This is a genomic window from Roseateles cavernae (assembly GCF_040187885.1).
Classification (GTDB): Bacteria; Pseudomonadota; Gammaproteobacteria; order Burkholderiales; family Burkholderiaceae_C; genus Roseateles_E; species Roseateles_E cavernae.
The window spans coordinates 1,151,480-1,176,437 of sequence record NZ_JBDPLH010000001.1 but is presented as its reverse complement, the minus strand read 5'-3'; the positions used below and the strand labels follow the sequence as shown (position 1 = coordinate 1,176,437).

At 67.0% G+C, this 24,958-nt stretch carries 19 protein-coding genes; 9 read left to right on the top strand and 10 right to left on the bottom strand.

The genetic code is table 11. The annotated features are described in order from the left end of the window. Positions 1-22: 22 nt before the first annotated feature. Positions 23-3,055: a TonB-dependent receptor domain-containing protein gene (locus ABGI63_RS05570; RefSeq protein ID WP_349741446.1), complete on the bottom strand. Its 3,033-nt coding sequence runs from the start codon at positions 3,053-3,055 to the stop codon at positions 23-25. A gap of 535 nt (positions 3,056-3,590) precedes the next feature. Further along, positions 3,591-5,771 carry a malate synthase G gene (locus ABGI63_RS05565; protein ID WP_349741445.1) on the bottom strand — a complete coding sequence of 727 codons (2,181 nt, stop codon included), beginning with the start codon at positions 5,769-5,771 and terminating at the stop codon, positions 3,591-3,593. Positions 5,772-5,935: 164 nt separating this feature from the next. Here ABGI63_RS05565 and ABGI63_RS05560 point away from each other — a divergent pair, with 164 nt between their 5' ends. Then, positions 5,936-6,859, top strand: a complete 924-nt coding sequence (locus tag ABGI63_RS05560; RefSeq protein ID WP_349741444.1) for a LysR family transcriptional regulator — start codon at positions 5,936-5,938, stop codon at positions 6,857-6,859. Positions 6,860-6,871: 12 nt separating this feature from the next. Here the strand turns inward: ABGI63_RS05560 and ABGI63_RS05555 are convergent, their stop codons facing one another. Both ABGI63_RS05555 and ABGI63_RS05550 read right to left on the bottom strand, forming a co-directional pair. Then, entirely contained in the window at positions 6,872-7,150 is a 279-nt protein-coding gene (locus ABGI63_RS05555) for a PsiF family protein (RefSeq protein ID WP_349741711.1), read from the bottom strand. Between the two features lie 120 nt (positions 7,151-7,270). Next, the gene (locus tag ABGI63_RS05550; protein ID WP_349741443.1) at positions 7,271-8,638 is read right to left on the bottom strand and encodes a serine/threonine-protein kinase; all 1,368 of its coding nucleotides are present in this window, start codon (positions 8,636-8,638) and stop codon (positions 7,271-7,273) included. A 37-nt stretch (positions 8,639-8,675) separates the two neighbouring features. Here ABGI63_RS05550 and argS point away from each other — a divergent pair, with 37 nt between their 5' ends. From argS to ABGI63_RS05510, 8 genes are all read left to right on the top strand, one after another. Next, positions 8,676-10,382 (top strand): arginine--tRNA ligase, encoded by a 1,707-nt coding sequence (argS, locus tag ABGI63_RS05545; protein WP_349741442.1) that lies wholly within the window; start codon positions 8,676-8,678, stop codon positions 10,380-10,382. Then, positions 10,379-11,038 carry an SPOR domain-containing protein gene (locus tag ABGI63_RS05540; RefSeq protein WP_349741441.1) on the top strand — a complete coding sequence of 220 codons (660 nt, stop codon included), beginning with the start codon at positions 10,379-10,381 and terminating at the stop codon, positions 11,036-11,038. Before argS ends, ABGI63_RS05540 begins: the two co-directional genes overlap by 4 nt. A gap of 62 nt (positions 11,039-11,100) precedes the next feature. After that, positions 11,101-11,769: a thiol:disulfide interchange protein DsbA/DsbL gene (locus ABGI63_RS05535; RefSeq protein WP_349741440.1), complete on the top strand. Its 669-nt coding sequence runs from the start codon at positions 11,101-11,103 to the stop codon at positions 11,767-11,769. Positions 11,770-11,852: 83 nt separating this feature from the next. After that, entirely contained in the window at positions 11,853-12,449 is a 597-nt protein-coding gene (gene lptA, locus ABGI63_RS05530) for a lipopolysaccharide transport periplasmic protein LptA (protein WP_349741439.1), read from the top strand. Beyond that, positions 12,446-13,219 carry an LPS export ABC transporter ATP-binding protein gene (gene lptB / locus ABGI63_RS05525; protein ID WP_349741438.1) on the top strand — a complete coding sequence of 258 codons (774 nt, stop codon included), beginning with the start codon at positions 12,446-12,448 and terminating at the stop codon, positions 13,217-13,219. Before lptA ends, lptB begins: the two co-directional genes overlap by 4 nt. A 4-nt stretch (positions 13,220-13,223) precedes the next feature. Beyond that, complete coding sequence (locus ABGI63_RS05520; RefSeq protein WP_349741437.1) at positions 13,224-14,729, top strand: RNA polymerase factor sigma-54; 1,506 nt, start codon at positions 13,224-13,226, stop codon at positions 14,727-14,729. Positions 14,730-14,814: 85 nt separating this feature from the next. After that, the gene (locus ABGI63_RS05515) at positions 14,815-17,538 is read left to right on the top strand and encodes a bifunctional diguanylate cyclase/phosphodiesterase (RefSeq protein WP_349741436.1); all 2,724 of its coding nucleotides are present in this window, start codon (positions 14,815-14,817) and stop codon (positions 17,536-17,538) included. Positions 17,539-17,582: 44 nt separating this feature from the next. Further along, positions 17,583-18,866, top strand: coding sequence for a THUMP domain-containing class I SAM-dependent RNA methyltransferase (locus ABGI63_RS05510; RefSeq protein ID WP_349741435.1), 1,284 nt, complete (start codon positions 17,583-17,585; stop codon positions 18,864-18,866). On the opposite strand, the gene ABGI63_RS05505 is transcribed toward ABGI63_RS05510, so the two are convergent. From ABGI63_RS05505 to ABGI63_RS05480, 6 genes are all read right to left on the bottom strand, one after another. Continuing rightward, the gene (locus ABGI63_RS05505) at positions 18,854-19,582 is read right to left on the bottom strand and encodes a 16S rRNA (uracil(1498)-N(3))-methyltransferase (RefSeq protein WP_349741434.1); all 729 of its coding nucleotides are present in this window, start codon (positions 19,580-19,582) and stop codon (positions 18,854-18,856) included. The genes ABGI63_RS05510 and ABGI63_RS05505 overlap by 13 nt on opposite strands. A gap of 56 nt (positions 19,583-19,638) precedes the next feature. Then, on the bottom strand, positions 19,639-20,187 hold the full coding sequence (locus ABGI63_RS05500; protein ID WP_349741433.1) for a hypothetical protein: 549 nt from the start codon (positions 20,185-20,187) through the stop codon (positions 19,639-19,641). 70 nt (positions 20,188-20,257) lie between these two features. Next, entirely contained in the window at positions 20,258-21,931 is a 1,674-nt protein-coding gene (locus tag ABGI63_RS05495; protein ID WP_349741432.1) for a long-chain-fatty-acid--CoA ligase, read from the bottom strand. A 134-nt stretch (positions 21,932-22,065) separates the two neighbouring features. Then, positions 22,066-23,490, bottom strand: a complete 1,425-nt coding sequence (locus ABGI63_RS05490) for an NAD(P)(+) transhydrogenase (Re/Si-specific) subunit beta (protein WP_137942578.1) — start codon at positions 23,488-23,490, stop codon at positions 22,066-22,068. Then, positions 23,490-23,807, bottom strand: coding sequence for an NAD(P) transhydrogenase subunit alpha part 2 (locus ABGI63_RS05485; RefSeq protein WP_349741431.1), 318 nt, complete (start codon positions 23,805-23,807; stop codon positions 23,490-23,492). The genes ABGI63_RS05490 and ABGI63_RS05485 overlap by 1 nt, the downstream gene beginning before the upstream one ends. Before the next feature lie 5 nt (positions 23,808-23,812). Beyond that, complete coding sequence (locus tag ABGI63_RS05480) at positions 23,813-24,943, bottom strand: Re/Si-specific NAD(P)(+) transhydrogenase subunit alpha (RefSeq protein WP_349741430.1); 1,131 nt, start codon at positions 24,941-24,943, stop codon at positions 23,813-23,815. Positions 24,944-24,958 lie beyond the last annotated feature (15 nt).

The window sequence follows — 24,958 nt, the reverse complement described above, 5'->3', positions numbered from 1 at the left end:
TTAGGCAATTACTTCTACAACATCACTTGAAGCTGAAGTTCGCCGTCACGAAGTAGCGACGTCCGACCACGTCATAGGTGGATGGGTCGGTACCGGACTGCACGTTCGGCGAGTACTGGCGGGGCTTCTGGTCCAGCAGGTTGTTGATACCTGCACGCACCGAGATGCTCTTGGTGAAGTCGTAGCTGCCACCCAGATCCCAGTAGACGGTAGCCGGCACGCCGGTCAGAACCTCACCCGGGAACAGCTTGGCCATACGGTTGCTCATCCCGCCGATATAGCGCATGCGCAGATCGATGCCGACATCACCCCACTTGTAGTTGCTCGCGACCGTCACCTTGTTCTTCGGGAAGGTCTGACCCAGGCCAGCACCGAAGTAGGCCACCGTACCTGCATAGTCCATCGTGGGCAGCAGCGTGGTGGTCCTGGACTTGTACTCCAGCAGATGGGTCCAGAAGCCCTGCACATCCAGGCGACCCGGGCCGACCCTGCCACCCCAGCCCAGCGAGAAGTCGATGCCCGAGGTCTGGATGCGACCGCCATTGCTGCCGGCGAACGCACCATCCGGATCAACCGGATCGTAAGCACCGAAGATCGAGCTGCCCGAGCGGAAGATGGTGGAGCAGCTGAATTGCGATGCGTCGTAGGTCGGGTTGCGGCCGTTGTAGTTGTAGCAATCCGCGATGAACTCATTCACATCAGGCGTCGTGATCGCATCCTTGACCTTGATGCGATAGTAGTCCACCGATCCGCGGAAGCCTTTGAAGAGGCCCTCCGAGCTCGGCGTCCACACCAGGCCCAGGGTCGCCGAGGTGGACGTTTCGGGCTTCAGGTTGATATTGCCGGTTGTGTTGGTTTCTGCCTGCGCGCCGGGTGTGGCGACGAAGCTGGTGTTCGCCACGCCGGTGGCGGCGCAGAGCGCACCCAGCTGGGCAGCATTGGCGCCAGTCGTGCGGCCGACGCTGTTGACCGAGCAAGGATCGAAGAAGCTCGGGAAGCTGCCGCCGCCATCGAACAGCTCACCGAAGTTGGGCGCACGGACCGAACGCTGCACCGAGGCGCGAGCCCGCATTTCGCGGGTCGGCTGCCAGTCCAGGTTCGCTGCAAAGGCGTTAGAGCGCTTCTTGGGTGTCTCGATACCATCAAGCACATCGGCCGCCTGGCTGGCCGAGTTGCGATAAGCCAGCGACAGATTGGCCGACTGGATCATCGGCAGGTTCTTGGCCAGGGGCACCGACAACTCCGCGAAGAAGTCGTCAAAACTGTTCTTGGCCTTTGCCGGGCTCTGCGAATTGAAACCATAGACCGGGCTGGAAGCGGCACCCGGGTCCAGCTCATACTTGAAGCGGCGGGACTCGTAGCCGATGACGGCACTGACCATGCCGGCCGGCACCTTGACCACATCACCCGAGACGAAGAACTGAGCAATGGTCTGCTTGTACTCCTGCTTCAGCGAGGTAGGCAGCTGCAGCCAGGCGGCGCACTCTGCCGACAGCGCTTGACGACCGAAAGGATTCACACCGCCAGCGCACAGGCTCTCGCCGCCATCGGCAGCGCCGAAGGCATCAGCCAACTTTTGCGCATTGATATTGCCCAACTGCAGCTGATCGATCTTGGTACGGCCTTCAGACAGCGAGCCTTCCCAGGTCCAACCGGTGTTGAAGATGTCACCCTTGGCACCTGCCATGTACTGGGTCACTTCGTTCTCGTAGGTCGACGAACGCAGGCCGGCGGCCACAGTACGCCAGCCCATGGCGAAGGGCTCATTGGCCCCCGCGCCCACCAAAGACGGATCATCTCCGGCGCGACTGTTCAGCAAGGCGCGCAGATCAGCAGGGATGAACTTGTTGTCGGGTGCCACCAGCAAGGTGCTACCGGTCCGTCCGGGCACGATGAAGCGGCTGACAATCTGGGTCGAAGCAGTCGCCTGGCCCGGGGCACGCCAAGCGCCACCGGCCACGGGTGTCGGAGCCAGTGCGGTCGTCGCGTCGTAGCGGGTGTTAGAGAAGCGCCCGAACACCTCAACGCCGTTGTTCAACTGGTAGTCCGCTTTGGCCGTGACAGAGCGGCGATTCAGCGGCAAGACCAGCAGATTTTCCGGATCGAAGTTGTAGCTGTAGAAATCGGGGAAGAAGCGCGTGTTCACACCTGCGTCAACCGGATACTTCCAGTTCACGACATCCAGAGGCGAGTTGAACAAGCCCGGGTAGATCAGGGATCCATCGGTGTTGAACGAATGCGCCGAACCGCGGGAAATCTGAGGGCCCGTGTAGCCATAGCTCCGATAGATCGCGTCCACTGCGGCCTGCGAAGGCAGGTTTGCGGAATTGGGAGCGAAACGGCCTTCAGGCCACGAGGTCGTGGTGCTGGTTGCCAGCGAGGAGAACGGACGCTGCTTTTTGTAGAGCGCATCGCGCTGTGCGTACTCGAAGCCCAGCACCGCATTGCCCTTGTTGTCGGCAAAATTGCCGCCGATCAGGCCCTGGATATTGCGCTCGAGAGCGTCGCCTTGCTTGGTGGTCTTGGAGGTGCCCGCGCGCAGGTCAAAGCCCTGGAAGCGCTTTTTGAGCTTGATGTTCACGACACCGGCCACGGCATCGGCGCCATACACAGCGGCCGCGCCGCCGGAAATGATCTCGATGCTGTCGATCATCGCCATCGGGATGGTGTTCACATCCACCGTCTGGTCGGATGCCGACACCATCGGGCGACGACCATCGATCAGGATCAGGTTGCGGTTAGCACCCAAACCACGCAAGTCGATATTGGCTTGACCGCCGTTGCCCGGATTGTTCGAGCTGGTGGTGCCGGCGGGGTTGATCTGCGGCAGCGTGTTCAGGAAGGTCTCGAGCGTGACGTCCTGGTTGGCCTGGATCTCGGCGGCGGTGACGGTCACCGTCGGGCTGCTGGCTTCCAGGTCGACCTTCTTCAGGCGGCTGCCCGTGATCTCGATACGTTCCAGCTTTTCCTGCGCGAATGCGGGCGCGCTGGTCAGCGCGACACCACCGCTCAGGGCCAAAAGCGCCGCTGCACTGATTTTCGATTTTCTAAACATTTGCACTCCTTGTAGACGTTGGGTCTTGACCCAGGACACCACCCGCGCTTTGTGAGCCAGACGGCAGGATGAATGAGGAGCCGATTGTGCGGATCGCGCATCTCGCAGGCGATGCAGGACTTCTACCTAGGACGTTCGGAAATGAGCTCGCAATTGCTCGCGAGTCTGCGCAGGCATGCAGCCTCTTTCGATGTTCAGAAACCTATGTTTACAGAGAGATCCGTGCGAAAAGTCATCTCTCGCATACCGCGCCGCAGCATCGGCCAATGCGAGAAAACAGTCTCATCACAGCCTCTGCTGGCGTGCCGAAATTACAACACTTCAGCATTGAGGGAAGCCTTCTGCGCATCGATGCCAACAGCACTTGATGCAGCCGCGATTGCCAACCTCAGCAGGCAGTGCATTTGCGGCTTTGCATAGATGCTGAAAGCGCCTGTGGGGTCCACGATACGTTTGCGGGTTTTCACCCAATTCACAGGCCGGCAAACATTGCCATCTCGGCCGTGAACGGCGGACCCGTGCGGTCCGCCCTCACTCAGGACGCAATTCCCGTCTTCACCTTCAGTCGCCACGCATGCAACAGCGGCTCGGTATACCCGCTCGGCTGCTCCTTGCCCTTGAACACCAGATCCAGCGCCGCCTGGAAGGCCGCGCCTTGCGGGTGGGCAACCAGGCTCTTGTAGGCGGCGTCGCCAGCGTTCTGGCCATCCACCACAGCCGCCATGCGCGCGAAGGTCTCGCGCACCTGGGCTTCGCTGACCACGCCGTGGTGCAGCCAGTTGGCGATGTGCTGGCTGGAGATGCGCAGGGTTGCCCGGTCTTCCATCAGGCCGATATTGTGGATATCAGGCACCTTGGAGCAGCCGACACCCTGGTCGATCCAGCGCACCACATAGCCCAGGATGCCCTGGACGTTGTTGTCCAGTTCCTGCTGGCGCTCGGCGGCGCTCCAGCCGGCCTCGGCCACGACGGGAATGCTCAGCAGCTTGTTCAGAATCTCGTCGCGTTCGCCGTCGGCATCGATCTTCTCCAGCTCCAGCTGCACGGCCGCGACGCTGACCTGGTGGTAGTGCAGCGCGTGCAGGGTCGCTGCGGTTGGCGACGGCACCCAGGCGGTGTTGGCGCCGGCCTTGGGGTGGGCGATCTTCTGTTCCAGCATCGCCGCCATCAGATCCGGCATGGCCCACATGCCCTTGCCGATCTGAGCCCGGCCGCGCAGGCCGCAGGACAGGCCGGTCAGCACATTGCTGCGCTCATAGGCCTGGATCCAGGCGCTGCTCTTCATATCGCCCTTGCGCAGCATCGGCCCGGCCAGCATGGCCGTGTGCATCTCGTCGCCGGTGCGGTCCAGGAAGCCGGTGTTGATGAAGGCCACGCGGCTGGAGGCTGCCGCGATGCAGGCCTTCAGATTGACGCTGGTGCGGCGCTCCTCGTCCATGATGCCCAGCTTGACCGTGCTGTCCGGCAGGCCCAGCAACTGTTCGACGCGGCCGAACAGCTCGGCCGCGAACGCCACTTCGGCCGGGCCGTGCATCTTGGGCTTGACGATATAGATCGAGCCGGCGCGCGAGTTGCCGCGCCGCTTCAGATCGTGCAGCGCGATCGTTACCGTGATGACCGCGTCCATGATGCCCTCGGGAATCTCGGCGCCGCCGTCCAGCAGGATGGCCGGGTTCGTCATCAGATGGCCGACATTGCGGACGAACATCAACGAGCGGCCATGCAGCACGACCTCGCCGCCATTCGGGCCGGTGTAGCGGCGATCCGGGTTCAGACGGCGCGTGAAGGTCTTGCCACCCTTGCTCAGCGCCTCGGTCAGCGTGCCCTGCTGGATGCCCAGCCAGTTGCTGTAGGCCAGCAGCTTGTCCTCGGCATCGACCGCCGCAATCGAGTCTTCCAGGTCCAGGATGGTGGACAGCGCCGCTTCCAGCACCAGATCGCTGATGCCAGCCGCATCACTGGCGCCGATCGGGGTGCTGCGGTCGATTTTGAGGTCCAGATGCAGGCCGTTGTGGACCAAGAGCACCGACGAGGGTGCGGCCGCGTCGCCCTGGTAGCCGACGAACTGGGCCGCATCCGTCAGACCCGTGGTCGAGCCACCGAGCAAGGCCACCACCAAGCGGCCGCCCTCGACCCGGTAGCCGGCCGCATCCCTGTGCGAGGCACCGGCCAGCGGCGCCGCCTGGTCCAGCACCTGGCGGGCAAAGGCGATCACCTTGGCGCCGCGCACCGGGTTGTAGGCACCGGCGCGCTCGGCACCATCGGCCTCAGAGATCGCATCCGTGCCGTACAGCGCGTCATACAGCGAGCCCCAGCGCGCATTGGCCGCGTTCAGCGCGTAACGAGCATTCAAGATCGGCACCACCAGCTGCGGGCCGGCCTGCAGGGCCAGTTCTGCATCGACATTCGCGGTGCTGGCACTGACCGCGCCGGGGGCCGGCACCAGATAGCCGATGCGTTCCAGAAACGCGCGGTAGGCCGGCATGTCGGTGATCGGCCCCGGATGGGCGCGGTGCCAGCCATCGAGCTCGGACTGCAGGCGATCGCGCTCGGCCAGCAGCGCGGCATTCTTGGATGCCAGTTCATGGGCGATGGCATCGAAGCCGGCCCAGAAGTCACGGCTCGCGATGCCGGTGCCGGGCAGCACCCGGTCTTCGATGAAGCGGTAGATAGCGGTGGAGACCTGGAGGCGGTGGCAGGCGGTGCGTGCGGTCATGGCAAAACCCTCGGGATAAAAAAAGAGACAAGGCGTGATGCCAGGAATTTATGCCAGGCCGCCCCTCCGATTCACGGCGTCCAATGCATTGAATCCCTGATGTTTTTGCACAAATCAATGACTTAATTGATTGCTTTCACCGCCCCGCTGCGCACAATCGCCGCATGGACCGCCTCAAGCAGATCGAATCCTTCGCCCTGGTGGCCACCAAGGGCAGCCTGACGGCCGCCGCCCAGACCGAGGGCGTGGCACCGGCAGTGATGGGGCGGCGCATCGATGCGCTGGAAGAGCGGCTGGGGGTCAAGCTCCTGGTGCGCACGACCCGGCGCATCACGCTGACGCACGAGGGCAGCGCTTTTCTGGAGGACTGCCAGCGCCTGCTGGTCGAGTTCGCCGATGCCGAGGCCAGTGTCAGCGCCGGCGGGCTCAAGGCCAGTGGCCATCTGCGCATCACCGCGCCGGCCGGCTTTGGGCGCCGCCACGTGGCGCCGCTGGTGCCCGAGTTCCTGGCCGGCCATCAGGAGCTGAGCATTTCGCTGAACCTCAGCGACCGGGTGGTGGATATTGCCGGCGAGGGCTTCGACTGCGCGGTGCGGGTCGGCGATCTGGTCGACTCCAGCCTGGTCAGCATGCGGCTGGCCGACAACCGGCGCCTGTGCGTGGCCACGCCCGGCTATCTGAAGCGCGCCGGCGTGCCGCAGCACCCGTCCGAGCTGGCGCGCCAGCAATGCCTGGGCCTGAGCTCGGACGCCAGCCAGACGCGCGGCTGGGCTTTCATGGTGGACGGGGAGCTGCTGCACTGGCGGCCCAGCGGCCGGCTCGATTGCAGCGACGGCCAGGTGCTGCATGACTGGTGCCTGGCCGGCCTGGGCCTGGCCTGGCGCAGCATCTGGGAGGTCGAGGCCGACATCAAGGCCGGGCGGCTGCAGGCGGTGCTGGAAGACTTCGCCGCGCCGCCCAACGGCATCTTCGCGGTGGTGCCGCAGCGCAAGCATCTGCCGCTGCGCGTGCGGCTGTGGATAGACTTTCTGAAGCTCAATTACGGCGACCCGGGCTACTGGGCTCGGGCCGCCGGTCGGGAGCGCTGAGCGCTCCGCCCCTTATTTGGCGCTGAGGCACTCCTTCATGAAGGTCTTGCGCTCGTCGCCGCTCTTGCCCTTGGCGTCGGCATTGCAGGTCTTCATTTTCTCCTGCTGAGGCGTGCCGTTGGCGGCCGCAGCGGCCGGCTTGGCCGACAGGCATTCCTTCATGAAGGCCTTGCGCTCGTCGCCGGTCTTGCCCTTGGCATCGGCATTGCAGGTCTTCATCTTCTGCTGCTGCGGCGTGACCGCCTTCTCTTCGGCGTGGGCACCGAAGGCGGCGAGCGCCAGGCCGAGCATGATGGTGATGGGCTTCATGAGCTGTTCCTTCCCTGTGGGGTATGGGTTGCGGATCCGGCGGGGACCCTGGCGGATTCCAACACAGCAACGCCAGCGACTCAACACCGGTTTACCGGGCCATCACAGAATGCGGCGCGGGTGCGCAATGGCCTCGTGAGCCGCATGCAGGCGGCGCACCAGCACCTGGATGAAGGCGCGGTCGAAGCGGTGCTGGCATTCGGGACTCAGCAGGCCCAGCGACTCGGGCGTGAACGAGATCGTCGTGCAGATCTCGCTGACCTTGATGTCGGTGCTGTGGCGGCGCAGATCGGGGTTGGGCGCCAGATAAGCCATCTCGCCGACCGAGGTGCCGGAGCCCAAGGTGGCCACCTTGGCGCCATCGCGGAACACCTCGACCTCGCCCTGCGCAATGATGTGGAAGGTATTGCCCTCCTGGCCGCGCTTGTAGAGCGCATGCTCGAGCGGATAGCGCCGCCAGCGCGCCCGGTGCACCACCTCCCACAGCTCGACATCGCCGAAGTCGGCAAAGAACTCCAGCTCGCGTAAAAGATTGAAACGCTCGGAGTCCTTGACCTCGTAGAGCCGCGCCAGCGGCACCAGCTGGCGCGCCACCAGATCCGAGAGCGCGCGGCCAAAGCTGTCCCAGTCCGGGTAACGATCGGCCGGCTGCTTGGCCAGCGCGCGCAGGATCACTGCATCCAGCTCGGCGGTGACGCCGCCGCGCAGCCCCACCAGCGAGGGCGGCGCCTGGTGATAGATCTGGTGCATCAAGGCCATCTGGCTGGGCGCGTCGAAGGGTGCGCGCCCAGCCGCCAGGTGATACAGCACGGCACCGAGCGCGTAGATGTCGGCGCGGCAATCGACATCGCCGCCCTCGATCTGCTCGGGCGGCATATAGGCCAGCGAGCCGACCCGGTGGACCTGGGTTGCGTCGGAGCGCAGGTTCAGCGCGCTGCCGAAATCGCTGACCTTGACATCGGTGACCTGGCCCTGCGCGTCCAGCACCGCCAGCAGATTGGCCGGCTTGACATCGCGGTGTATCACGCCCTGGCGGAACACATAGTCCAGCGCCATCGCGCACTTGAACCCGAGTTCGACGATCTGATCCAGCGGCAGCAGCCGGTCGCTGCGGCAAAAGCTCTTCAGGGTCAGGCCCGGCACATATTCCATCACCAGATAGGGCGCGTCCTGCTCGGGCACCGCATCCAGGATCTGCACGACATTGGGATGCTGCAGCCGGCCGGCCAGCGCGGCCTCGGCGGCATAGAAGCGGTTGGCCTGCGTGTCGGGGCCGCCGCGGCTGGTCAGCGCCCAGGCACGCACCCGCTTGATCGCGACCTCCTTGGCCTTGAATTCGTCCAAGCCCAGGAAGACATCGCTGGTGGCCCCCTCGCCGAGGCGGCGCAGCACACGGTACTTGCCGATATAGGCCGGCAAGTCGGCATGGGCGGCGGGAATGGAAGAGGCGGGGCCGGAGTCCGTGACCATGGCGGGCATCATATGCGCGCCCCGTAGAATTGCGCCCATGATTCAAGCCAAGCAGGATTTGCTCGCCGCCCTCGGCGAGGCCATCCAAGAACTGAGCCCCGGCGCCGAACTGGCCGCCGCTTTCGAGTCCCCCAAGCAGGCCAGCCATGGCGACCTGGCTTGCACCGCCGCGATGCAGCTGGCGCGCCCGCTGAAGAAGAATCCGCGTGAGCTGGCGCAAGCCCTGATCGAGGCGCTGCAGCGCCGCCCGGCCTTCCAGCAATGGGTGGACGCACTGGAGATTGCCGGGCCCGGCTTCATCAATATCCGCCTGAAGGCCGCCGCCAAGCAGGCCGTCGTCGCCGAGGTGCTCGGCACCGGCGCCGGTTTCGGTGCGCAGCCGGCCAATGGCCAGCATGTGATGGTCGAGTTCGTCTCGGCCAACCCGACCGGCCCCTTGCACCTGGGCCATGCGCGCCAGGCCGCGCTGGGCGATTCGATCTGCAGCCTGTTCGCGACCCAGGGCTGGGACGTCACCCGCGAGTTCTATTACAACGACGCCGGCGTGCAGATCGCGACCCTGGCCAACTCGACCCAGTGCCGCCTCAAGGGCCTGAAGCCCGGCGCTGCGGGCTGGCCCGAGTCGGCCTACAACGGTGAGTACATCCAGGACATCGCCGACGACTTCCTGGCCAGGAAGACCGTCAAGGCCGATGACCGCGAATTCACCGCCTCCGGCGACATCGAAGACCTGGACAGCATCCGCCAGTTCGCCGTCGCCTATCTGCGCCACGAGCAGGACCTGGACCTGCAGGCCTTCGGCCTGAAGTTCGACAACTACTTCCTCGAGTCCAGCCTCTATCAAACCGGCGCGGTCGAGTCCACGGTGGCCAAGCTGCTGGCCTCCGGCAAGACCTTCGAGGACGGCGGCGCGCTGTGGCTGCGCACGACCGACTACGGTGACGACAAGGACCGCGTGATGCGCAAGTCCGACGGCAGCTATACCTACTTCCTGCCCGATGTGGCCTATCACATCGACAAGTTCCAGCGCGGCTACACCAAGTGCATCAATGTGCAGGGCACCGACCACCACGGCACGATCGCCCGAGTGCGTGGCGGCCTGCAGGCCGCCGATGTCGGCATTCCGCAGGGCTTCCCCGACTATGTGCTGCACAAGATGGTGCTGGTGATGCGCGGCGGCGAGGAAGTCAAGCTGTCCAAGCGCGCGGGCTCCTATGTGACCATGCGCGACCTGATCGACTGGACCAGCCGCGACGCGGTGCGCTTCTTCCTGACCAGCCGCAAGGCCGACACCGAGTTCACCTTCGACATCGATCTGGCGCTGAAGCAGAACGACGAGAACCCGGTGTTCTATGTGCAGTACGCCCACGCCCGCATCTGCTCCATCATCCGCAACTGGGTGGCCGCCGGCGGCGACGAGAGCCTGCTCGGCACTGCCGATCTGAGCCTGCTGACGGCCCCGACCGAGGCCGCGCTGATGCTCAAGCTGGCCGACTATCCGCGCATGCTCAGCGGCGCGGCCGAGGGCCTGGCGCCGCACGATGTGGCCTTCTATCTGCGTGATCTGGCCGGCGCCTTCCACAGCTACTACGCGGCCGAACGGGTGCTGGACCAGGCGCCCGAGCTGACCCGCGCCCGCGCCGCATTGCTGGCCGCCACCCGCCAGGTGCTGCGCAATGCGCTGGCCGTGCTGGGCGTCAGCGCGCCGGAAGTGATGTCACGTGAAACTCTGGAGAATTCATGAGCCGAGCTCAAGCGCAGCGTCAGCAGCGGGGTGGATTTGTGCTGGGATTGATCGTCGGGCTCTTGCTGGGGCTGGGCGTCGCGCTCGGCGTGGCGCTCTACATCACCAAGGTGCCGATTCCCTTCATCAACAAGGTGCCGCAACGCACGGCCGACCATGACGCGCAGGAAGCCGAGCGCAACCGCAACTGGGATCCCAATGCCGCGCTGAGCCCCCGTCCGGGCGCCAAGGCGGCCAGCGGCGTGCTGAGCCCCGCCCCGGTGCCGGCGCCGGCTGTCGCGACGCCTGCACCCGCGCCCGCCAGCCCCGCGCCGGTCGCGGCCGCCGCGCCGGCCGCCAGCACCAAGCCCGTCGCGACCGCGCCGGCCACCACTCCAGCCACGGCGCCCGCCAAGGCGGCGAGTGCCGCCGCTGCCGATGCCTATCTCTACTTCGTCCAGGCCGGGGCCTACACGCGCTCCGACGATGCCGAGCAGCAGCGCGCCAAGCTGGCGATGCAGGGCTTCAGCGCCAAGGTCTATGAGCGCGAGCAGTCGGGCCGCGTGGTGTTCCGCGTGCGCATCGGACCGATGGACGGCCGCGACGAGGCCGAGGGCCTGCAGCGCAAGGTCGAGGCCGCCGGCATCGAGGCGAATCTGGTGCGCGTCCAGCGCTGAGCAGTCAACTCGCTTAGGATGCAGGCGTTATCTGTTACTGCTGCCTCGCAAAGGATTTCAGGATGAAGCGTCGTGATTTTTCTGCCCAGCTGGGCTTGTCCGGTCTGGCCCTGGCTGTGCCGGGCCTGAGTCTGGCCCAGGGCGGCCCGCAAGAGGGCAAGCATTACCAGCGCCTGGCGCAGCCGCTGCCGGGCACGCCGGGCAAGATCGAGGTGGTGGAATTCTTCTGGTACGGCTGCCCGCACTGCAATGCCTTCGAGCCGGTGGTGGCCGACTGGGTCAAGCAACTGCCCGCCGACGTCAGCTTCCGCCATGTGCATGTGGCTTTCCGTGCCAATGTGAAGCTGCACCAGCGCCTGTTCTATGCACTCGAAGCGCTGGGCAAGGAAAAAGACGTGCGCGCCCGCGTCTTTGCCGCGATGCACCGCGAGGGCAAGGCCCTTGACAGCGTCAAGGCCATGACCGAGTTCCTGACGCCGCTGGGCATCGAGGCGGACAAGTTCACCCAGGCCTACAACTCCTTCGGCGTGCAAACCAAATGCACCCAGGCCGAGAAGCTCAGCGAGGCCTACCGCATCGACGGCGTGCCGGCCCTGGGCGTCGGCGGCCGCTTCTGGACCTCGCCGGCGCTGGCCTCTGCCGGCCAGCGTGTCAGCGAGATCGAATCGGGCCAGCGCGCGCTGGCCACGGTCGACTTCCTGGTCCAGCGTCTGCGCAGCGGCAAGGCCTGACCCCGCCCGGGCCCCAATCCGGGGCTAGAATGGTCTGCAAGAACTGTGCCGCCATGAACAACAGACCTGCCCCCCTCCGATCGATGCTGCTTGCCCTGGCGCTGGCCGCCGGCGGCTGGGCGGGCTCCGCGCAGGCCGAAAAGGCCGACCGCAACAAGCCGATCAATATCGACTACGACCGCGGCGGGGTCGACTTCGTCAAGCAGCGCACCGAGTTCAGCGGCAATGTCGTGCTCAGCAAGGGCAGCATGGTGATGCGCGCGGCCCGCATGGATGTACGCGAGACCAGCGACGGCTACCAGCAGGCCTATGCCAGCGGCGAGACCGGCAAGCCGGTGACCTTCCGCCAGGCCCGCGATGTGCCGGGCGAGGCAGTCGAGGGCTCGGCCGACCAGGTCGAGTACGACAGCCGCTCCGACACCGTGCGCTTCGTCGGCAATGCCGTGGTGCGGCGCATGCGCGGCGCCACCGTGGCCGACGAGGTGGTCGGCGCGGTGATCCATTACGACAACCGTTCCGAGGTCTTCAGCATCGAGGGCGGCCAGGCCTCGCCCCACCCGGCCGGCCGTGGTCGCATGGTGCTGATGCCGCGCGCGGCGGCTTCCGAGCCGGCCGCTTCCGAGCCGGCCCTGCCGCTGCAGACCAGCCCGGGCTTGCAACAGCCGCGCAAGCCTTCATGACGGCCGCCGCCCCGGAACCCAGCGCCGCCGTCAGCCGCCTGGAGGCCGAGGGCCTGCAGAAAAGCTATGGCGTGCGCAAGGTGGTCAAGAACGTCCATCTCGATGTGCACAGCGGCGAGGTGGTTGGCCTGCTGGGCCCCAACGGCGCCGGCAAGACCACCAGCTTCTACATGATCGTCGGCCTGGTGCGCGCCGATGCCGGCGAGATCCGCATCGACGGCCAGGCCGTGCAGCGCCTGCCCATCCACCAGCGCTCGCGCCTGGGCCTGTCCTATCTGCCGCAGGAAGCCTCGATCTTCCGCAAGCTGACGGTCGAGGAAAACATCCGCGCGGTGCTGGAGTTGCAGCAGGACGAGAACGGCCGCGCCTGGTCGAGCGCCCGCATCAACGAGGCGCTCGAAAAGTTGCTGGACGAGCTGAGCATCGAGAAGCTGCGCGACAGCCCGGCGCCGGCGCTCTCCGGCGGCGAGCGCCGCCGTGTCGAGATCGCCCGTGCGCTGGCCACCCAGCCGCGCTTCATCCTGCTGGACGAACCCTTCGCCGGCGTCGACCCGATCGCGGTGCTGGAGATCCAGCGCATCATCCGCTTCCTGAAGAGCCGCGGCATCGGTGTGCTGATCACCGACCACAATGTGCGCGAGACCCTGGGCATCTGCGATCGCGCCTACATCATCAGCGAGGGCACGGTGCTGGCCGAGGGCACACCGCACGAGATCGTCGACAACGCCGACGTGCGCAAGGTCTATCTGGGCGAACATTTCCGAATGTAAGCCCATGAAGCAAAGCTTACAGGTCCGCCTCAGCCAGCATCTGGCGCTCACCCCCCAGCTGCAGCAATCGATCCGCCTGCTGCAGCTGTCGACGCTGGAGCTGAACCAGGAAGTCGAGCAGATGCTGGCCCAGAATCCGCTGCTCGAAACCGAAGAGGAATCCCCCGACGCACCGGCCGCGGCCGAGCTGCCCGAAATCCGCAAGGCCCAGGACGAGATCGGTGCCGACAGCGGCGCCGGCGAGCCCGAGACCACGCCCGAGATCCAGGCCGAGGACTTCGGCGCCACCGAGCGCGAGGACTGGGAGAACGGCACCGAGCGCGATGACTTCGACGGCATCCGCGAGCTGCCGAGCAACAGCGGCTCCGGCAGCGGCGACGAAGACGGCGAGCGCCCCGAGCAGGACTCGCCGGGCCTGAGCCTGCAGGAGCACCTGAACCAGCAGCTCGCGGGCATGATGCTGAGCCCCGAGGACCGCGCCGCGCTCTATGTGCTGATCGAGTCGCTCAACGAGGACGGCTATCTGGAGGACAGCCTCGAAGAGCTGGTCGAATCCCTCGCCGGCGATTCGGATGCCGAGGCGCGCGACGAGTTGCTGGACCGGCTGCGCTGCGCGCTCAAGTGGTTGCAAAGCCTCGAGCCGCTGGGCGTCGGTGCCCGCGACCTGCCCGAATGCCTGATCCTGCAGCTGCGCGCACGGCCGCGCAGCGAGGCCCAGGTGGTGGCCATCCTGGTGTGCAAGCAGCATCTGGAGCTGCTGGCCAGGCGCGATCTGAAGAAGCTGATGGCGCTGACCGGCGCCGACGAGGCCTTGCTGCGTGAAGCCCAGGCCCTGATCACCAGCCTCGAGCCCAAGCCGGGCCGCCAGTTCGCGCGCGGCCAGGCCCAGGCAGTGATCCCGGACGTGATCGTTCACAAGGTCGGCCGCGAGTTCCGCGTGATGCTGAACCCCGAGGTCGCACCCAAGCTGCGCATCAACGAGCTCTATGCCCAGGCGCTGCGTGCCACCCGCGGCGGCGTCAGCAACTCGCCGCTGGGCGCCCAACTGCAGGAAGCGCGCTGGTTCATCAAGAACATCCAGCAGCGCTTCGACACCATCCTTCGCGTCTCGCAAGCCATCGTCGAGCGGCAGAAGGGTTTCTTCACCCATGGCGAGCTGGCGATGAAGCCGCTGGTGCTCCGAGAAATAGCCGACGAGCTGGGCCTGCACGAGTCGACCATCTCCCGGGTGACGAATGCCAAGTACATGGCGACCCGCTTCGGCACCTTCGAGCTCAAGTACTTCTTCGGCTCCGGCCTGAACACCGAGGCCGGCGGCAATGCCTCCAGCACGGCGGTGCGCGCGCTGATCAAGCAGTTCGTCGCGGCCGAGGACGCGGCCAAGCCGCTGTCCGACAGCGCGCTGTCGAACATGCTCGAAGAGCAAGGCATCCAGGTCGCCCGCCGCACCGTCGCCAAGTACCGCGAAGCCCTGAAGATCGCGCCGGCGAATCTGCGCAAGGCCATGTGAGGCGACACAGGCGCTGCGCCTGTTGATACATATCAAGAGCGCCAAGAGGGTCAGCGGCTATCGTGCCGTTCCTGCCCTCCAGCTCATGCACAACGCCCATCTCAGCCCCCATCGCCCGGAGAGACATTTCCTGCGCCAATGGCTGGCCCTGCTCGCCGCCGCCAGCCTGGCCTGGATCGCGGCAGCCTGGTGGCTGCAGGCCGAGCGCAGCGCCCTGCACCGGCATGAGGGCGAGAAGCTGCAGGTGCTGGTGCAGACGCTGGACGGCATCGTCTCGCAGCAGATGCTGGCGATCAAGGCGGCGCTGGACACCGTGGCCGTGCAGCGCCGGGGCTGGCGCGCCGAGCGGCTGCCGCAGGACAGCGCCGCGCTGCTGCAGACCCTGGCACGCGCCATGCCCGGCGTGCGCGTGCTGATGCTGGTCGATGCCCAGGGCCGGGTGCGAGCCAGCTCGGTGCCGCAGCTGCTGGGCCTGGATGTGCGCTCGCGCGACTACTTCAGCGTGCCGCAACAGCGGCCCGACCCCGGGCTGCTCTATGTCTCGCCGCCGTTTCGCAGCGTCATGGGCGTGCACACGCTGACCCTGGCGCGGGCCCTGTTCGATGCCCAGGGCCGCTTCGAGGGCGTGGTCACCGCCAGCCTGGACCCGGACTACTTCCGCCTGGTGCTGGAGACCGCCCAGCCCTCGCCCGACACCTGGAGCGCGCTGGCCCATACCGGCGGCCTGCTGTTCAGCATGACACCGCCCGATGAGCGCTGGATCGGCCGCAATCTGCTGGCCATGCCGGACTCCATCCTGGCCCGCCATCTGGCCAGCGGCCAGAACGCCAGCCTGCACCGCATGCGCGCCCAGATCAGCCAGGACGAGCGCCTGGCCGCCGCCCGCCATGTCAGCCCGGCCGGCTTGCGCACCGATGCCGGCCTGCTGGTGGCCGTCGGGCGGGCTCTGCAAGGCATCGAGGCGCCCTGGCGGCGCCAGCTCCATGCGGTGCTGCTGATCGGCGGCCTGCTGTCGCTGGGCATGGCGGCGGCGCTGCTGCTGTGGCAGCGCCGCCAGCGCCTGATCTTCGCGACGGCTCAGCAGGCCGCCTTCAAGCTGCAGGAGCAGGCCCAGCACACCCAGGCCATCCTCGACCATATGGTGGACGCGGTGATCACGATAGACAGCGCCGGGCAGATCGCCTCCTTCAACCCGGCGGCGGAGCGCATCTTCGGCTATCCGGCGGCGGAGGCCATTGGCCGCAATATCAGCCTGCTGATGCCCGCGCCCGACAGCGGCCGGCACGACGACTATCTGCAGCGCTATCTGGCCGGCGGTCCGGCGCGCGTGATCGGCCAGGGCCGCGATGTCGATGGCCGCCGCAAGAGCGGCGAGGTGTTCCCGATGAGCCTGGCCGTCTCGCGCATCGAGCGTCGCGGCCAGACCCTGTTCATCGGCCTGGCCCGCGACATCTCCGAGCGCAGGCGCGCCGAGGCCGCGATCGAACGGCTGGCCTTCTACGACCCGCTGACCGCCCTGCCGAATCGCCGCCTGCTGCTGGACCGGCTGGCGCAGAGCCTGGCCGCCAGCCAGCGCAGCGGCCGGCATGGCGCAGTGCTCTTCATCGACATCGACAACTTCAAGTCGCTCAACGACACCCTGGGCCACGGCATGGGCGACCGCCTGCTGACAAGCATCGCCCAGCGCCTGCAGGCCGCGCTGCGCGCGCAGGATTCGGTGGCACGCTGGGGCGGCGACGAGTTCGTCGTGCTGCTGCAGGACCTCGGCGCGGACGCCGGCATCGCCGCCCTGCATGCCGAGGCGGCCGCCGAGAAGCTGCTGCGCGTGCTGGGCCAGCCCTACCAGCTGGACGAGCATCTGCACCACAGCACGCCCAGCATAGGCATCGTGATCTGGGGCGCCGGCGACGCCAGCAGCGAGGACCTGCTCAAGCATGCCGACCATGCGATGTACCAGGCCAAGGCGGCCGGGCGCAACCAGCTGTGCTTCTTCGACCCGCTGACCCAGGCGGCGCTGGCCGAGCGCGCCGCGCTGGAGGCCGATCTGCGCGAGGCCTTGCCGCTGGAACAGCTGGAGCTGCACTACCAGGCCCAGGTCGGCCGCGACGGCGCTCTGCTGGGCGCCGAGACCCTGCTGCGCTGGCGCCATCCGGTGCGTGGCCATGTCTCGCCGGCCGTCTTCATCCCGCTGGCCGAGCAGACCGGCCTGATCGGCCCGCTGGGCGAGTGGGTGATGCAGCAGGCCTGCGCCCGGCTCGCCGCCTGGGCCGCGCAGCCGGCCCTGGCCGGGCTCAGCCTGGCCGTCAATGTCAGCGCCCACCAGTTCCGCCAGAAAGGCTTTCTGGGCCTGATGCAGCAGCTGCTGGCGCGCAGCGGCGCGCCGACCGAGCGGCTCAAGATCGAGCTGACCGAGAGCGCCCTGGTCAACGATGTCGAGGCCGTGATCGTGCTGATGAACGAGCTGCGCCGGCTCGGCCTGGCGGTCTCGCTGGACGATTTCGGCACCGGCTATTCCTCGCTGGCCTATCTGAAGCGCTTGCCCCTGAACCAGCTGAAGATAGACCAGAGCTTTGTGCGCGACCTGATCGACGAGCCGAACGCCCGCGCGATCGCCCGCACCGTGATCCAGCTGGGCGACAGCCTGGGCCTGCAGGTGATCGCCGAGGGGGTCGAGACCGAGGCCCAGCGCGCGCTGCTGGCCGAGCTGGGCTGCCATGCCTTCCAGGGCTATCTGTTCAGCCGGCCGCTGCCGGCGGCCGCGTTCGAGGCGCTGGCCGGGGGCTGGAACGCGGTGGGCGAGGCCGCCTAGACAGAAAGCGGACAATACGGCCCTGCTTCCTCGCATCTTGAGCCATGTCCCAGAACGAAACCCTGCATCTCTTCCTGTCCTGCGCCAGCGGCGTCGAGTCCTGGCTGGAACAGGAGGTGCGCGCCATCCTGCCCAAGACCCATACCGAGGCCTTGCGCGGCGGCGTCGCGGTCAAGAGCAATGCCGAGGGGGTGATGAAGCTCAATCTGGAGAGCCGGCTGGCGCAGCGCGTGCTGATCGAGCTGATCGACGGCCCCTACCGCCATGAGGACGATCTCTACACGCTGGCGCGCAAGATCGACTGGACCCAGTGGATCACGCCGGCCCACACGATACGGGTCGACATCGTTGCGCAGCGCTCGCCGCTGCAAAGCCTGAACTTCACCACCCTGCGCATCAAGGACGCGATCTGCGATGTGATGCGCGAGGCCACCGGCGAGCGCCCCAGCGTCGACACCCGCCACCCCGACCTGCCCATCATCATGCACGTCGGCCCGGAGTTCGCGACGATCTATGTGGACAGCTCGGGGGAGCCGCTGTTCAAGCGCGGCTGGCGCGAGGACAAGGGCGATGCGCCGCTGAAGGAAACCCTGGCCGCCGCGATGCTGGCAGCCGCCGGCTGGAAGGGCACGCCCGAGACCGGTGGCGCGCTGCTGGACCCCTGCTGCGGCTCGGGCACCATCGCCGTCGAGGCCGCGCAGATCGCCTGCAGCATGGCCGCCGGCATGCAGCGCCGCTTCGCCTTCGAGCGCCAGCTGCCCTTTGTGCCGCTGCGCGGCCGCTTCCAGGCCATCAAGCAGGCCGCCAAGGACCGCGAGCACGCGCCGGCCGTGCCGATCTTCTGCAGCGATGTGGCCTTCCGCATGGTCGACTTCGCACGCCGCAATGCCGAGCGCGCCGGCGTTGCCCAGTACATCCAGTTCAACGGCGGTGACGCGTTGGAGCGTCCCGCGCCCGAGTTGCCCGAGGGCATGCCCGGCACCGTGATGCTGAACCCGCCCTATGGCGAACGCATCGAGGTGCGCGGCAAGGCCGGCAATTTCCAGATGAGCCGCGATGCCGGCGGCTCCGAGGCCCGCGACGCGGGTGACGACTTCTTCCCGCGCCTGGCCGCGCACTGGAAGCGCGCCTACACGCAGAACCCGGCCGGCTGGACCGCCTGGCTGCTGTGCCCCGATATGAAGCTGCCCAGCAAGATGCGGCTGAAGGAGTCGCGCAAGATCCCGATGTGGAACGGCCCGATCGAATGCCGGATGTTCAAGTTCGAGCTGGTGGCCGGCTCGGCGCGCAAGGGCAAACCGACAGACGCCGGCGCTCAGGCCGACTGAAGCGCCAGCCAGGCCAGCACCGCCAGCGGCGCGGTGTCGGCCCGCAGGATGCGCGGGCCCAGATTCATCGCGACGAAACCGCGCGCGCGCGCCGCGTCCTCCTCGGCCGCGCTGAGGCCGCCTTCCGGCCCGCTCAGCACCAGGGTACGCGGGGCGGCGGCCTGCGCGGCCAGCGGCTGCGCCGAGCCGGGGCTCAGCAGCCAGCGGCGTTCCTGCAGCGGATCGGCCGGGCTCAGGTCTTGCAGCCAGGCCGCCAGCGTGCGCACCGGCGCGATGCGCGGCGGCCGGCTGCGGCCGCTCTGCTCGCAGGCGGCAATCGCCACGCCGCTCCAGTGCGCGACCTTTTTCTCGGCCCGCTCGGCATTCAGGCGCAGCACCGAGCGCTCGCTCATCAGCGGCTGTATGCCTGCCACGCCCAGCTCGGTGGCCTTCTCGACCAGGCCGTCCATGCGGTCATTGGCCGGCATCACGACGGCCAGGGTCACGTCTTGCGCGAGCTCGCGCTGCGCCGGCTGGCGGCTCAGCAGCTGCACCCGCACCTCGCTGCGGCCCATCGCCAGCACCTCGGCCTGCCATTCGTCACCACTGCCATCGAACAGCGTGATGAGCGCACCGGGCTGCAGGCGCAGCACCTGCACGTGGCGGGCGCAGGCCGGGGGAAGATTCAGCTCACCGGGGGTGGCGAGCGCTTGATCGACAAAGAAACGCGGGGGCATGGCAACAACTCCTGGGCCGCCAGTGTGCCAGCAGTCACGCCTTCATCGGGCCTCCGTCAGGCCGGCAGGCCCAGCGTCTGGCGCAACTCGGCGGCGGCGGCCTCGCCCTTGCTCTGCTGCACCCGCTCGACCAGGCTTTGCGCCAGCTTCTGCAGCTCGGCCAGGTCCTGGCACTGCTCGACCTCGAGCGCGAACACATAGCCCTTCATCAGGCCCAGCTGCTTGGTGGCCTGGCTGCTGAGGTAGGCGTAGAGCTGCTGATAGTCGAGCCGAACTTCGACACTCGTCGGCGTCGGCGTCGGCGTCGGCGTCGGCGTCGGCGTCGGCGTCGGCGTCGGCGTCGGCGTCGGCGTCGGCGTCGGCGCGGGCTGCGGCGCGGCGACCGGCTTGGCAGCAGCGGCTGCTCCCGGGGCAATCAGCCCCTGCTCGATCAGGTAGGCGATGTCGGCCTCGCCGACGCCCTGGACCATGCTTAACCATTGCCTAGCGTTGCGGCTGCCATCGAGCACCAGCAAGAGATTGCGGGTGCTGCGCGACAGCGGCAGCGCGCGCGCCTTGATCTCGGCACGGCCCGCCTCGGTCTTGATATAGCTCTGGTCCAGCATCGGTGTCTACCTCCGCCGCGACCTTAGCGCGGCGACGGCCGCCCGGGCCAGGGGCGGCCTGCGCGCGGACTCACTTCTTGTCGCGTAATTCACGCCGGAGTATCTTGCCGACCGGCGTCTTGGGCAGCTCGGTGCGGAACTCCACCACCTTGGGCCGCTTGTAGCCGGTCAGATTGGCCTCGCAATAGGCGCGCACATCGGCCTCGCTGAGCGCCGGGTTCTTCTTGACGATGACCACCTTGACCGCCTCGCCGGCTTTCGCATCGGGCACGCCGACCGCCGCCGCCTCCAGCACCCCGTCCATCTGCGTGATCACGTCCTCGATCTCGTTCGGATAGACATTGAAGCCGCTGACCAGAATCATGTCCTTCTTGCGATCGACGATGCGGAAGAAGCCGCGCTCGTCCACCGTGCCGATATCGCCGGTGCGGAAGAAGCCATCGGGCGTCATCACCTTGGCGGTCTCGTCCGGGCGCTGCCAGTAGCCAGCCATCACCTGCGGGCCGCGGATCGCGATCTCGCCGCTGGCGCCCGGTGCGACCTCCTTGCCCTCGTCGTCGAGCAGGCACAGCTCGGTGCTGGGCAGGGGCAGGCCGATCGAGCCGGTGTAGGTGGTGCTGTCGGTCGGGTTGCAGCTGGCCACCGGCGAGGTCTCGGACAGGCCATAGCCCTCGACGATGGGGCAGCCGGTCTTCTCCAGCCACAGCTTGGCCGTGGCCTGCTGCACGGCCATGCCGCCGCCGACCGAGATCACCAGGCCGCTCCAGTCCACCGTGTTGAACTCGGCATGGTTGGCCATCGCCAGGAACAGGGTGTTGACCGCCGGCAGGCTGTGGAAGCGGTGCTTGGACAGCTCCTTGAACACAGCCGGCAGATCGCGCGGATTCGGGATCAGGATGTTGCAGCCGCCCACATGCATGGACAGCATCATGTTCGTCGTGAAGCCGAAGATGTGATACAGCGGCAGCGCGCAGACGCTCACCAGCTGCTCGCCCTGCGGGATCTTCCCCAGTGCCGGCAGATACCAGGCCTCGGCCTGCAAGGTATTGGCCACCAGATTGCGATGCAGCAGCACCGCGCCCTTGGACACGCCGGTCGTGCCGCCGGTGTACTGCAGCACCGCGATATCGCCACCGGCCACCTTGGGCGCCTTGTAGCTCAGGCCGCGCCCCTTGGCCACCGCGTCGTTGAAGCGCACCGCGCCGGGCAGCTCATAGGGCGGCACCAGCTTCTTCACCTTGCGCACGACGTAGTTGACGATCAGCCCCTTGGGGAAGCCCAGCATCTCGCCCATCGAGGCCAGCAGGATGTGCTTGGTCGGCACGGCATTGAGGCATTGCTGCAGGGTGGCGGCAAAGTTCTCCAGGATCACGATGGCCTTGGCGCCGGAGTCCTTCAGCTGATGCTCGAGCTCGCGCGGCGTGTACAGCGGGTTGACGTTGACCACCACCAGGCCGGCGCGCAGCACGGCGGCCACGGCCACCGGGTACTGCATCACATTGGGCATCATCAGCGCGACGCGATCGCCCTTCTCCAGGCCCAGGCTCTGGAAGTAGGCAGCCAGCGCGCGCGAGGCTTCATCGATCTCGCCAAAGCTGATGGCGCGGCCCAGCATCTTGTAGGCCGGCTGTTGCGGGTACTTCTTGAACGCCCCCTCCATCAGGTCCACCAAGGACGGATACAGGTCCGCATTGATGTCCGCCGGCACGCCGGCCGGGTAGTTCTTGAGCCAAATCTTCTCCATCAATGTCTCCATGTCGCGCCCGCGATTCTCTCCGATGCCGGCTGGCGCCAGCATCAGGGGATTCGATAGCGGTGCGCGGGGTGCCCGATCTGGTGTCGTCGGGCACTGTTATGGGGCTTGCGCCCGCTGCTTGTTTACTCGACCGCCTTGAGCATGTCCTCGACGACCTTTTTCGCGTCGCCGAACACCATCATGGTCTTGTCCATGTAGAAGAGCTCGTTGTCCAGGCCCGCATAGCCGGCCGCCATCGAGCGCTTGTTGACGATGATGGTCTTGGCCTTGTAGGCCTCGAGGATGGGCATGCCGTAGATCGCGCTGCCCTTGGTGTGGGCGGCGGGGTTCACGACATCGTTGGCGCCCAGGATGATGGCCACATCGGCCTGGCCGAACTCGGCATTGATGTCCTCCATCTCGAACACCTGGTCGTAGGGCACCTCGGCCTCGGCCAGCAAGACGTTCATATGGCCCGGCATGCGGCCGGCCACCGGATGGATCGCGTACTTGACCGTCACGCCCTTTTCGGTGAGCTTGGCGGCCAGTTCCTTGACCGCGTGCTGGGCGCGCGCCACGGCCAGGCCATAGCCCGGCACGATGATGACGCTCTCGGCATTGCCCATGATGAAGGCAGCATCGTCGGCGCTGCCGCTCTTGACGCTGCGCTGCGCGCCGCCGCCGGCCGCCGCCGTGGTGGCGTCGCCACCGAAGCCGCCCAGAATCACGTTGAAGAAGGAGCGGTTCATCGCCTTGCACATGATGTAGCTCAGGATCGCACCCGAGGAACCCACCAGCGAGCCGGCAATGATCAGCATGCTGTTGTTCAGCGAGAAGCCGATGCCAGCGGCCGCCCAGCCCGAATAGCTGTTCAGCATCGACACCACCACCGGCATGTCGGCGCCGCCGATCGGGATGATCAAGAGCACGCCCAGCACCAGGCCCAGCGCGATGATGATGCCGAAGTCCATCCAGCTCTCGGAGTGCCAGTAGCCGAAGCAGAAGAAAGCCGCCGCCAGGCCCAGGGCCAGATTGAGCTTGTGCTGGCCGGCAAAGCTGACCGGCGCGCCCTGGAACAGTCTGAACTTGTACTTGCCCGACAGCTTGCCGAAGGCGATCACCGAGCCGCTGAAGGTGATGGCGCCGATGAAGGCACCCAAGGCCAGCTCGATGCGGTTGCCGCCGGGGATCGCGCCTCCCTTGGCCGTGATGCCGAAGGCCCAGGGCTCGACCACGGCGGTGGCCGCGATGAAGACCGCCGCCAGGCCGATCATGCTGTGCATGAAAGCCACCAGCTCGGGCATCTTGGTCATCTCGACCTTGTTGGCCATATAGGCACCGATGCCGCCGCCGATCACCAGGCCGGCCAGCACATAGCTCATGCCCAGGGCGCGGCCATCGGCCAGCTTGACGATCAGCGCCGCCGTGGTCAGCACGGCGATGGTCATGCCCACCATGCCGAAGAGATTGCCGCGGATCGAGGTGGTCGGGTGCGACAGGCCCTTCAGCGCCTGGATGAAGCAGACGCTGGCGACCAGATAGAGCAGGGTGACGACATCGAGGCTCATCACTTGCCCTCCTTCTTGGCCGCGGGTTTGTCCTTCTTTTTAAACATCTCCAGCATCCGGCGCGTCACCAGAAAGCCGCCGAACACGTTGACTGCGGCCAGCGCGACGGCCAGCGTGCCCATGACCTTGCCGGCGTTGGTCTCGGTCAGCGCGGCGGCCAACATGGCGCCGACGATGACGATGGCCGAGATCGCGTTGGTGACGGCCATCAGCGGCGTGTGCAGGGCCGGGGTGACGGTCCAGACCACGTGGTAGCCGACATAGATGGCCAGCACGAAGATGATCAGATTGGTGATGGTGGGGTTGACGATATCCATGGGATTCAGCTCCGTGTGACTTGACCGTCGCGACTCACCAGGCAGGCCGCCACGATGTCGTCGTCCATAGCCAGCTGGAACGCCCCCTCCTTCGTGAACACGAGCTTGAGGAAGTCCAGCACATTGCGCGCATACAGGGCCGAGGCATCGGCCGCCACCAGCGCGGCCAAGTTGGTCTCGCCGACCAGGGTCACGCCGTGCTTGAGCACGGTGCGGCCCGCCTCGGTCAGCGGGCAGTTGCCGCCCACCCCGTCAGGGCCCTTGCCGGCCGCGATATCGACGATCACCGAGCCCGGCTTCATGCTCTTGACCATCGCCTCGCTGACCAGCACCGGCGCGGCGCGGCCGGGGATCAGCGCGGTGGTGATCACGACATCGGCCTGGGCCACGCGCTTGGCGACCTCGGCCTTCTGCCGGTCCAACCAGCTCTGCGGCATCGGCCGCGCATAGCCGCCGACACCGACCGCCGCTTCCTTCTCCTCATCGGTCTCGTAGGCCACATCGATGAACTTGGCGCCCAGGCTCTCGACCTGCTCCTTGACCGCCGGCCGCACATCCGAGGCCTCGATCACCGCGCCCAGGCGCTTGGCCGTCGCGATCGCCTGCAGGCCCGCGACGCCGACGCCCAGCACCACGACCCGCGCCGCCTTCACCGTGCCGGCCGCCGTCATCAGCATCGGGAAGAAGCGCTGGTAGCGGTCGGCCGCGATCATCACCGCCTTGTAGCCGGCGATATTGGCCTGCGAGCTCAGCACATCCATGCTCTGCGCCCGCGTCGTGCGCGGCGCGGCCTCCAGCGCGAAGCCGGTCAGCCCGGCCGCGGCCAGCGCCTCCAGCCCGGCGCGGTCAAAGGGGTTGAGCATGCCCACCAGCACCGTGCCCGGCTTGATCAGGCCGAGCTCCTCGGCGCTGGGGCTGCGCACCTTCAGCAGCAGCTCGGCGGCGAAGGCGGCGGCGCGATCGACGATCTCGGCGCCGGCGGCGGCATAAGCCTCGTCGGTGACGCTGGCGGCAAGACCCGCCCCCGTCTCGACACGCAAGACATGACCCTGCGCCTTCAGCTTCTTGGCCGTCTCCGGGGTCAGGGCCACACGGGTTTCTCCGGCCGCGCTCTCGCGCGGAACACCTATCAGCATCGGGAGTTCCTCCTG

What these genes read in the sequence shown, in the direction of transcription:
- ABGI63_RS05480 (WP_349741430.1), bottom strand. Translation starts at nt 24,943, where the DNA reads ATGCTGATAGGTGTTCCGCGCGAGAGCGCGGCCGGAGAAACCCGTGTG.
- ABGI63_RS05560 (WP_349741444.1), top strand. Translation starts at nt 5,936, where the DNA reads ATGGACCGCCTCAAGCAGATCGAATCCTTCGCCCTGGTGGCCACCAAG.
- ABGI63_RS05510 (WP_349741435.1), top strand. Translation starts at nt 17,583, where the DNA reads ATGTCCCAGAACGAAACCCTGCATCTCTTCCTGTCCTGCGCCAGCGGC.
- ABGI63_RS05495 (WP_349741432.1), bottom strand. Translation starts at nt 21,931, where the DNA reads ATGGAGAAGATTTGGCTCAAGAACTACCCGGCCGGCGTGCCGGCGGAC.
- ABGI63_RS05540 (WP_349741441.1), top strand. Translation starts at nt 10,379, where the DNA reads ATGAGCCGAGCTCAAGCGCAGCGTCAGCAGCGGGGTGGATTTGTGCTG.
- ABGI63_RS05555 (WP_349741711.1), bottom strand. Translation starts at nt 7,150, where the DNA reads ATGCTCGGCCTGGCGCTCGCCGCCTTCGGTGCCCACGCCGAAGAGAAG.
- ABGI63_RS05500 (WP_349741433.1), bottom strand. Translation starts at nt 20,187, where the DNA reads ATGCTGGACCAGAGCTATATCAAGACCGAGGCGGGCCGTGCCGAGATC.
- lptA (WP_349741439.1), top strand. Translation starts at nt 11,853, where the DNA reads ATGCTGCTTGCCCTGGCGCTGGCCGCCGGCGGCTGGGCGGGCTCCGCG.
- lptB (WP_349741438.1), top strand. Translation starts at nt 12,446, where the DNA reads ATGACGGCCGCCGCCCCGGAACCCAGCGCCGCCGTCAGCCGCCTGGAG.
- ABGI63_RS05550 (WP_349741443.1), bottom strand. Translation starts at nt 8,638, where the DNA reads ATGGTCACGGACTCCGGCCCCGCCTCTTCCATTCCCGCCGCCCATGCC.
- argS (WP_349741442.1), top strand. Translation starts at nt 8,676, where the DNA reads ATGATTCAAGCCAAGCAGGATTTGCTCGCCGCCCTCGGCGAGGCCATC.
- ABGI63_RS05515 (WP_349741436.1), top strand. Translation starts at nt 14,815, where the DNA reads ATGCACAACGCCCATCTCAGCCCCCATCGCCCGGAGAGACATTTCCTG.
- ABGI63_RS05485 (WP_349741431.1), bottom strand. Translation starts at nt 23,807, where the DNA reads ATGGATATCGTCAACCCCACCATCACCAATCTGATCATCTTCGTGCTG.
- ABGI63_RS05565 (WP_349741445.1), bottom strand. Translation starts at nt 5,771, where the DNA reads ATGACCGCACGCACCGCCTGCCACCGCCTCCAGGTCTCCACCGCTATC.
- ABGI63_RS05570 (WP_349741446.1), bottom strand. Translation starts at nt 3,055, where the DNA reads ATGTTTAGAAAATCGAAAATCAGTGCAGCGGCGCTTTTGGCCCTGAGC.
- ABGI63_RS05520 (WP_349741437.1), top strand. Translation starts at nt 13,224, where the DNA reads ATGAAGCAAAGCTTACAGGTCCGCCTCAGCCAGCATCTGGCGCTCACC.
- ABGI63_RS05505 (WP_349741434.1), bottom strand. Translation starts at nt 19,582, where the DNA reads ATGCCCCCGCGTTTCTTTGTCGATCAAGCGCTCGCCACCCCCGGTGAG.
- ABGI63_RS05490 (WP_137942578.1), bottom strand. Translation starts at nt 23,490, where the DNA reads ATGAGCCTCGATGTCGTCACCCTGCTCTATCTGGTCGCCAGCGTCTGC.
- ABGI63_RS05535 (WP_349741440.1), top strand. Translation starts at nt 11,101, where the DNA reads ATGAAGCGTCGTGATTTTTCTGCCCAGCTGGGCTTGTCCGGTCTGGCC.